Origin of the sequence: Streptomyces huasconensis (assembly GCF_021028635.1) — a bacterium.
Lineage (GTDB): Bacteria > Actinomycetota > Actinomycetes > Streptomycetales > Streptomycetaceae > Streptomyces > Streptomyces huasconensis.
In genome coordinates this window covers 8081796-8089607 of record NZ_CP086119.1, presented here as the reverse complement: position 1 = coordinate 8089607, position 7812 = coordinate 8081796, and the positions used below count along the sequence as shown (strand labels likewise).

Annotated in this window: 7 protein-coding genes and 1 pseudogene; 7 read left to right on the top strand and 1 reads right to left on the bottom strand. The window is 70.0% G+C overall.

Features of this window, described 5'->3' with window-relative positions:
• Window positions 1–1093 precede the first annotated feature (1093 nt).
• The 6 genes from J2N69_RS35915 to J2N69_RS35890 are packed head-to-tail and all read left to right on the top strand — an operon-like array spanning window position 1094 to window position 6124.
• Entirely contained in the window at window positions 1094–1972 is an 879-nt protein-coding gene (locus tag J2N69_RS35915) for a 3-hydroxyacyl-CoA dehydrogenase family protein (RefSeq protein WP_408056864.1), read from the top strand.
• Window positions 1972–2637, top strand: a complete 666-nt coding sequence (locus J2N69_RS35910) for an O-methyltransferase (protein ID WP_127911400.1) — start codon at window positions 1972–1974, stop codon at window positions 2635–2637. The genes J2N69_RS35915 and J2N69_RS35910 overlap by 1 nt, the downstream gene beginning before the upstream one ends.
• A 14-nt stretch (window positions 2638–2651) precedes the next feature.
• Complete coding sequence (locus J2N69_RS35905) at window positions 2652–2933, top strand: acyl carrier protein (RefSeq protein WP_127911399.1); 282 nt, start codon at window positions 2652–2654, stop codon at window positions 2931–2933.
• Window positions 2926–4026, top strand: coding sequence for an acyl-CoA dehydrogenase family protein (locus J2N69_RS35900; RefSeq protein ID WP_230904471.1), 1101 nt, complete (start codon window positions 2926–2928; stop codon window positions 4024–4026). Before J2N69_RS35905 ends, J2N69_RS35900 begins: the two co-directional genes overlap by 8 nt.
• Window positions 4023–5000, top strand: a complete 978-nt coding sequence (locus J2N69_RS35895) for a 3-oxoacyl-[acyl-carrier-protein] synthase III C-terminal domain-containing protein (RefSeq protein ID WP_230904470.1) — start codon at window positions 4023–4025, stop codon at window positions 4998–5000. The genes J2N69_RS35900 and J2N69_RS35895 overlap by 4 nt, the downstream gene beginning before the upstream one ends.
• Window positions 5001–5005: 5 nt before the next feature.
• Complete coding sequence (locus J2N69_RS35890; RefSeq protein ID WP_230904469.1) at window positions 5006–6124, top strand: HAD-IIIC family phosphatase; 1119 nt, start codon at window positions 5006–5008, stop codon at window positions 6122–6124.
• A gap of 15 nt (window positions 6125–6139) precedes the next feature.
• On the opposite strand, the gene J2N69_RS35885 is transcribed toward J2N69_RS35890, so the two are convergent.
• Window positions 6140–6745, bottom strand: a complete 606-nt coding sequence (locus J2N69_RS35885) for a dihydrofolate reductase family protein (RefSeq protein WP_230904468.1) — start codon at window positions 6743–6745, stop codon at window positions 6140–6142.
• 614 nt (window positions 6746–7359) lie between these two features.
• Between J2N69_RS35885 and J2N69_RS36805 the strand changes: the two are divergent.
• Window positions 7360–7530, top strand: a pseudogene (locus J2N69_RS36805) (transposase); the annotation flags it as partial.
• Between the last annotated feature and the right edge of the window lie 282 nt (window positions 7531–7812).

Below are 7812 nucleotides of genomic sequence, written 5' to 3'. Positions count from 1 at the left end.
AGACCTTCGTCTCATCCGGGTGCCTTGCGGCTCGAATTAGGGCGGCCCACAGCACCGCGCCACAATGCGGCGCGGTCCAAGGTGAACAATTCGTCAATGAGGGCTGAAGATATTCAGCACCGATCAAGAGTGTCGGCTCGCGGTCGGCCTACATGAGACGGAACTCACGTGCGCACGGAAAGGGTGCCTGCCGGTACGGGGAGGCATCAGTCATGGGATTGTCCGGACCAATTGTCACGAGACCGACCGGGCGAAGTGCGGGGCGGCGGCCGTCGACTCCACTTGCATCACTGTCCGTAGGCATGCCCAGCGGTCGACCCCCCGTCAGCTTCATCGGCCAACTGAAATCTAACACTTGATATCCAGAAGCGGCAACCATGTGATCATTTATGCGTCCGCACCTGATCGGCTATTCAACTAAACCGTTCCGAACCCTCGTTGGCCAGCGAAAACCACTTCTCCGGAGGCTTCCGTTCCATCGTGTCCGGGGGCCTTCCGGGCAATGATTTCCGGACAGGAACCGCATCGGGACCCGGCAGACCCGGGGCGACCCGGTCCGGTCGGTGCGCCCACCGTCCGTAGCGCGCGCCCGCCCGCCGATCCGTCCGATTGCGCCCAAGTGCGGGAGCTTGAACCGCTTTTGCCGCAGGCCTCTGCCGCATACTCCCATCCCCCTCACGCGCGCCGGCAGACGGACGATCCGCACCACGGCGAGGCGTGCGGACCGAACCGGGAAACCTATTCCCCACCTGCCCCCGACATATTCACCGAAGAATGAAGAAGCCGCAAGAAAGAGAGAAGCCGCAGGCCGTCCGGCATTCACGGCGGAATCCCGGGGATTCAGGGGCCATTGGCCCCTGGCGCCACCGGGGAACAATCATGCTACGGTCGTGCGGCGTCGGATCGAGGGGAAGGAACGCGGCGTCGCATTGCGACCCTTCGAGCGTCTCGCCGACCGGTACCCGAGTTTCCGGAATGAAGAATTCCGCCGTGGTGGCGCCACACGGCGATATCTTCGCGCGTTCTTCGCGTGCCGGACGGACGTCCATACCCGCTTCCCGAGCGAACCATTCATGTATGTCAACCGCCTGGCATGGGGAGGTACGCGGTGACAGAGGAAGATCCCACCCCGCGGCTGGCCGTTCTCGGCGCCGGCGTGATGGGGGTCAGCATCACCACACTCGCCCTCGAACACGGCGTTCCGGTGGTTCTGGTGGAAACCGATCCGGCGAAGCGGGCGGACGCCCCGGCCCGGATCGAGCGCGAACTGCGCACCGCACAGCTCATGGGCGTCCGCTCCGGGAAGCCCCGCGCCGAACCGGTCACGGGTGCCTCTGTGGCCGACTGCGCGGACGCGGACGTGGTGATCGAGGCGATCACCGAGGACGCCGGCCTGAAGATCGCGGCACTGGCCGAGGTGAGCCACACGGTCGATGAGGACACCGCGCTGGTCACCAACACCTCCTCCATCCCGGTGGACGAACTGGCCGCGAAGCTCCCGCGCCCCGAGGCCCTTCTCGGCGTCCACTTCATGAACCCCTCGTATCTGATCCGCACCGTCGAGGTGATCCGCGGCTCGCGCACCTCGTCCCGGGCCGCGGATTCGGTCGGGCGGCTCCTCACCGCGCTCGGCCGGCGCGGTGTGTTCGTCGGCGACGGCCCCGGCTTCGTGACCAGTCGCGTACTGCACCGCATGATCAACGACGCGGCCCGCGTCGTGCAGGAGGGCAGGGCGAGCGCCGAGGACGTGGACACCCTGATGCAGGACTGCCTCGGCCACCGCACCGGGCCGCTGCGCACCGCCGACCTGATCGGCATCGACAACCTCGTGGACTCCCTGCGGGTACTGCACGAGCGCACCGGCGACGAAGGCTGCCGCCCGTGCGAGCTGCTGCTGCGGAAGGTCGCCGCGGGCGAGCACGGCCGCAAGAGCGGCAAGGGCTTCTACACCTATACGGGAGTGCTTTCCTGATGGCCGGTCAGCTCGCCGTCGACGAGACGCTTCTCGACTACGTACGGCAGATGTCGCTGCGCGACGACGACGTGCTGCGCGAGCTGCGCGCCGAGACCGCGGGCATGCCCATGCTCCAGGCGATGCTGGTCCTGCCGGAGGAGGCCCAGCTCCTCGCCCTCCTGGTACGGGTCACCGGTGCGCGCCGCGTCCTGGAGGTGGGCACCTTCACCGGCTACAGCAGCCTGTGCATGGCGCGCGCCCTGCCGCCCGGCGGCAAGGTCGTCACCTGCGACATCAGCGAACGCTGGACCGCCGTCGCCCGGCGCTACTGGGAGCGGGCCGGGGTCGGGGAACTGATCGACCTGCGGCTCGGTGACGCGGCGCGGACACTCGACGACTTGCGTGCGCAGCACGGCCCCGGCAGCTTCGACCTGGCCTTCCTCGACGCCGACAAGGCCAACTACGTCCGCTACTACGAGCAGGCACTCACCCTGGTGCGCCCCGGCGGGCTGCTCGTCCTGGACAACACCCTCTTCTTCGGCAAGGTCGTCGACCCCGCCGCACAGGACCCGGACACCCTGGCCATCCGTGAACTCAACGCCCTGCTGCGGGACGACGAGCGCGTGGACATCTCCATGCTCGCCGTCGCCGACGGCCTGACCCTCGTCCACAAGAAGCCCTGAGAGGAAGCACGGAGATGAGCGAGCCCACCACCACCCCTCCCCTGTCGGCGGAGCACGTCAGGACCGAGCTGCGGCGGTTCCTGGAGGAGCGCACCAAGACCGACTGGGCGGCGGACACCGACCTCTTCGCGACCGGCGGGGTCTCCTCCCTGTTCGCCATGGAGCTGGTGGTCCACGTCGAGAAGACCTTCGGCATCGCCGTCGAGGGCCCCGACCTGCGCATCGACAACTTCCGTACGGTCAACGCCATGACGGACCTGGTGCTCCGGCTCGCCGAAGCGGGCTCCGGTGAGTGACGAACTCGCGGCCCTGATCGGTGCGGAGATCGCCGACCGGGCCGCGGAGTGGGACCTGGCGGGGGCGATCCCCCCGGAGGTGCTGCGCGGGCTCGGCGCCAAGGGCGCGCTGTGCGCCGAGGTGCCCGCCGAGTACGGCGGACACGGTCTGACGAGCCAGGCCAGCGGTGAACTGACGGCACACGCGGGGGCGTTGTGCAGTTCGCTGCGGTCGGTGATGACCTCTCAGGGCATGGCCGCCTGGACCATCCAGCGCTTCGGCACCCGCCGCCAGCGCTCGGCGGAGCTCCCCCGGCTCACCTCGGGCTCGCTGGCGGCCGTGGCGTTCAGCGAACCGCAGGCCGGCAGCGACCTCTCCGCGATCACCACCACGATCGCGGACGACGGCGACGAGGTGGTCCTGAACGGGCACAAGGTGTGGTCGACCGCCGCCGTCTACGCCGACGTGGTCGTCGTCTTCGGCCGCTACCAGGACGGCGCGGCGGCCGTCGTCGTCCCCACCGACACCCCCGGTGTCACGGTGAACCCGGTCGCCCAGCCCCTCGGCTGCCGCGCCGCGGGCCACGCGGACGTGGTCCTCGACGGCGTACGCCTTCCCGCGTCCCGCGTGCTCTCGGGCACGAGCCAGTCGCTCGGCCTGCTGACCACCATCGCCCTCACCTACGGCCGCCTCTCGGTGGCGTGGGGGTGCGTCGGCATCATCCGCGGCTGCCTGCGGGCCGCCGCCTCCCACGCCCGCCGCCGCGAGCAGTTCGGCAAGCCGCTGGCCGAGCACCAGCTCGTCGCCCGGCACCTGTCGGAGCTGCTCGTCGCCGAGCAGACCGCCACCCGGGTGTGCGAGCACGCCTCCGACCGCTGGGACAGCGCCTCCCCCGAGCTGTCGGGCGAGGCGGTGCTCGCCAAGCACGTCGCCGCGGGCCACGCGGCACACGCCGCCGCCACCGCGGTGCAAGTACTCGCCTCGGCGGGGTCGGTGGACGGCGAACCGGTGGCCCGGGCCTACCGGGACGCCAAGCTGATGCAGATCATCGAGGGCAGCGACGAGATCTGCCAGCTGATCCTCGCCGAGCGCGCGCTGGAGGGTGTGGCATGACGACGGCCGGCGAAGACATAGGAATAGGCGCGATCCACTGCCTGCTGCCCGAGGAGCGCGTGGCCGTCGAGGACCTGCCCGAGCTGGCCAGGCTGACCGAAGAGGAGCTGCGGTTCGCCGGGCAGGCCGGCATCAAGTCGGTCGGCGTCTTCCCCGACACCGAACCGACCGAACTCGCCGCGCGGGCCTGCCGGGAACTGCTCGCCGCGCACCCCGGCGACCCCGACCTGATGCTGCACATCGGTTCCCGCGCACCGGACGTACTGATCGGCTCGGACGCGGGCAAGATCGCCCATCTCGCGGGGCTCACCGGCATTTTCCCCTTCACCGTCGACGGTCTGGGCTGCGCCGGCTCGTCGGCGGCCTGGGCGCTCGGCAGGGACCTGCTCAACGGCGACCCGTCCCGGCGGAGCGTCCTGCTCACCTACGGCAGCCGGCCCACCGCCGCCGACCGGGTGCGCCGCCCCGTCACGGTGATCGGGGACGGGGCGTTCGCCATGACGCTGGTGCGCGGCGGCCGGCCGCTGCTCAAGGCGCACCGCATGGAGGCGGACAGCTCCTTCCACGACCTGTTCAAGGTCGAGTACAAGAACAGCCCCTGGTCGCAGTGGCGCGAGGTGTGCGACGACAACGACCGCTACTCCTTCGAGCTGGCCATGCACAGCCGCACCAGGCTCGGCAGGCTCGTCGACCAGGTCCTCGCGGACGCGGGGATCGGCAAGGACGACGTGGCCGCCACCCTGATGCAGAACGTCACCTCCAGCGCCTTCGACTTCTACAAGGCCACGCTGGGGCTCCAGATCCACCCCGTCTGCGCCACCCACCTGGCGGAGCTGGGCCATCTCGGCCCGATGGACGTGGTCCTGAACCTGGACCGCCTCCTCGCCTCCGGTGAGGTCGGCCCCGGAGGGCATGTCCTCGTCCTGAGCAACAGTCCGGTCGCCGCGTGGACGGTGACGTTGTGGGAGGTGTGAAGCCGGTGACGACCGAAGCGCGGCAGCCGACCGAGGCGCGGCCGACGATCAAATGCCTGGTGTGGGACCTGGACAACACCCTGTGGCGCGGCACGCTCGTGGAGGACGGCGAGGTCGTGCTCCACGAGGGCCTGCGCGAGGTGATCACCGCACTGGACTCGCGCGGCATCCTCCAGGCCGTCGCGAGCCGCAACGACCACGACCACGCCTGGGCGCGCCTGGAGAAGCTGGGCATCGCGGAGTACTTCGTGCTGCCGCACATCAACTGGGGCGCCAAGTCGGCTTCCGTACGGGCCATCGCCGACGAGCTGAACTTCGCGCTGTCGACGATCGCCTTCATCGACGACCAGCCCGCCGAGCGCGCCGAGGTCGAGTTCCACCTGCCCGAGGTGCGCTGCTATCCGGCGGAGGAGGCCCTCGGCCTGCCCGGCCGCCCCGAGTTCACCCCGGCCGTGGTCACCGGCGACGCCCGCAGGCGGCGGCAGATGTACCAGGCCGGTGTCCGGCGGGAGGCCGAGCGCACCGAGCACACGGGCACCGACGAGGAGTTCCTGCGCTCGCTCGGCCTGGAGCTGCGCATCGAGCGGGCCGGCGACGAGGCGATCTCCCGGGTCGAGGAGTTGACCCTGCGCACCAGCCAGATGAACGCGACGGGTGTCCACTACTCCGATCAGGCCCTGCGCGCCCTGATGGCCGACGAGGAGCACGAGGTGCTGGTCGCCTCGCTCGTCGACCGCTTCGGCCCGCACGGCGCGATCGGCGTGATCCTGCTGGAGCGACGCCCTGCTTCCTGGCACATCAAGCTGCTCGCGACCTCCTGCCGCGTGGTGTCCTTCGGCGTGGGGGCGGCGCTGCTGCGCTGGCTCTCCGACGAGGCCGCCCGCGCCGGGGTCCTGCTGACCGCCGGGTTCAGGCGCACCGAACGCAACCGCATGATGGAGGTGGCCTACCGTTTCGCGGGCTTCCGCGAGCACCCCGACGACGCCGTTGCGGCGGAGCAGGACGGCGTACAGACGCTGGCCCTCGAACCGGCCAGGCAGGACGCCCCCGCGCATCTGGACGTACGAGCCCCACGTCTGTTCGATGACTCGCCCGAGTTGCTCCAGTGGGCGCACGCGCGATGACGTAGGTGGCCCGCTTCACGCAGGGGCGCCGAGCGGCGGGTGGTCGAGCACGCGGGGCTTGTACTCGACCAGTTGGATACGGCCGTCGAAGGTGCGGTGCTCGGTCATGTCGAGGGCGATGTCCGGATAGCCGTCGTAGATGCGTTCCTGGCCCGTGGCCCCCGTGATCACCGGGAACAGCACGACCCGGAAGCGGTCGACGAGTCCGGCTCGCAGCAGGGACCGGCACAGACTGAGGCTGCCGATGGTGCTGAGGAGCCCGGAGCCGCTCGACTTCATCGTGCGGACCGCCTCGACGGCGTCGTCGCGGACGAGCGTGGAGTTGGCCCAGGTCAGTGGCTCCTTGAGCGAGGAGGAGAACACCACCTTGGACGCTCGCGTGAGTCCGTCGACGGACGCCTCTTCCTCGGGCCTGAACTCGTCCTGTCCGTTCGGGACCCCGCCTGCGGCGAAGCCGGACATCAGGCGGTAGGTGTTCGATCCCATCAGGTAGGTGGCCTCGGGCTGCTCACTGAGCCATGCGAGGTACTCCGGGCCTTCGAGGCCCCAGAACCCGGGCCACCCTTCTCCCGACGCGTAGCCGTCGAGGGAGGTGATGAAGTCGACGAGAAGCTCAGACATGACGGTGTCCTTTGCTGGGGTGTCATATACGTGGACCGGTCGGGAACCACGAACTCATCGGTCGCGGCGGACGCGGCCGCCGTGACCGCGTAGTCCTCCGCGGGCCGCCCTCGACTGTGTCGGGCGGTATCGGGCCGGGCATGCCGCAAGCGAATGAGCTGTGATCAGAGGGGGGCCGATGAGAAGCTCGGGGCAGGGGCACTGTTTCTCTTCTGTTACGTCGACGTTGTCACGTGTCTCGCCATCGGGGACTGGATGACCGGTGTGGGTCCTCCTTTGCTCTATGGCAGCCCGGTCGCCTTCGTCGCCGGGATCGTCACCTCCGCGACGCGTGACATCTGTCGACGCGGGACGGAGCGCGAGGCACGCCTGTAAGTAGGTGTCTTTCAACTCTGGCCATGAGGCACCGGGCGGCTGGATGCTCTGCGGTGTGGGGGCTGGCGGGACGGTCCGGCGGTAGTGCCGGGAGTGTGGTGATCCGTTGCCGGTGACGATGGCGGCGGCCGCGGTGTTCTGTTCAAGTCGGTGCAGGTCGCGGTGGTGGCGCGGGATGCGGCGGACACGGTCGCGGGTAGCCGCCTACAGCGGGGCGAGCGGGCGGAGTGTCCGGTGTGATCACGCCGCGGCCGACGCGGACGCAAGCCCGGCAAGCTCCTCGCTCTCCGCGGCTCGGACGACACCGGTGGGCCATCGAACGGACCATGGCCTGGCTTGCCGGCTGCCACCGCCTCCACCGACGCTACGAACGCAAGGCCGACCACGTGACGCGGCTGCTGGCCGTGGCACCGCAGTGGGACCACGCGCGCTCTGTCCTCGCGCACGTGGCCGACCACACCCCGCCGCCCGGCCCGGAGGCACGGCTGGTGGTGCTGATGCTGACCCTGCGCACCGCGCACACCGGCACCGGCAACGTCGTGGGACAGGACATCGCCGCGCTGGGCCTGACCGACCCGCAGGACCTGGTCGAGAAGCCGACCGGCTGCGGCTGGCTCACCCTGCCCGGCACCGCCGGGGACCTGCTCGCCTCCCGGCCTGAGAACCCCACCCCGATCACCGGCGCCGCGCTC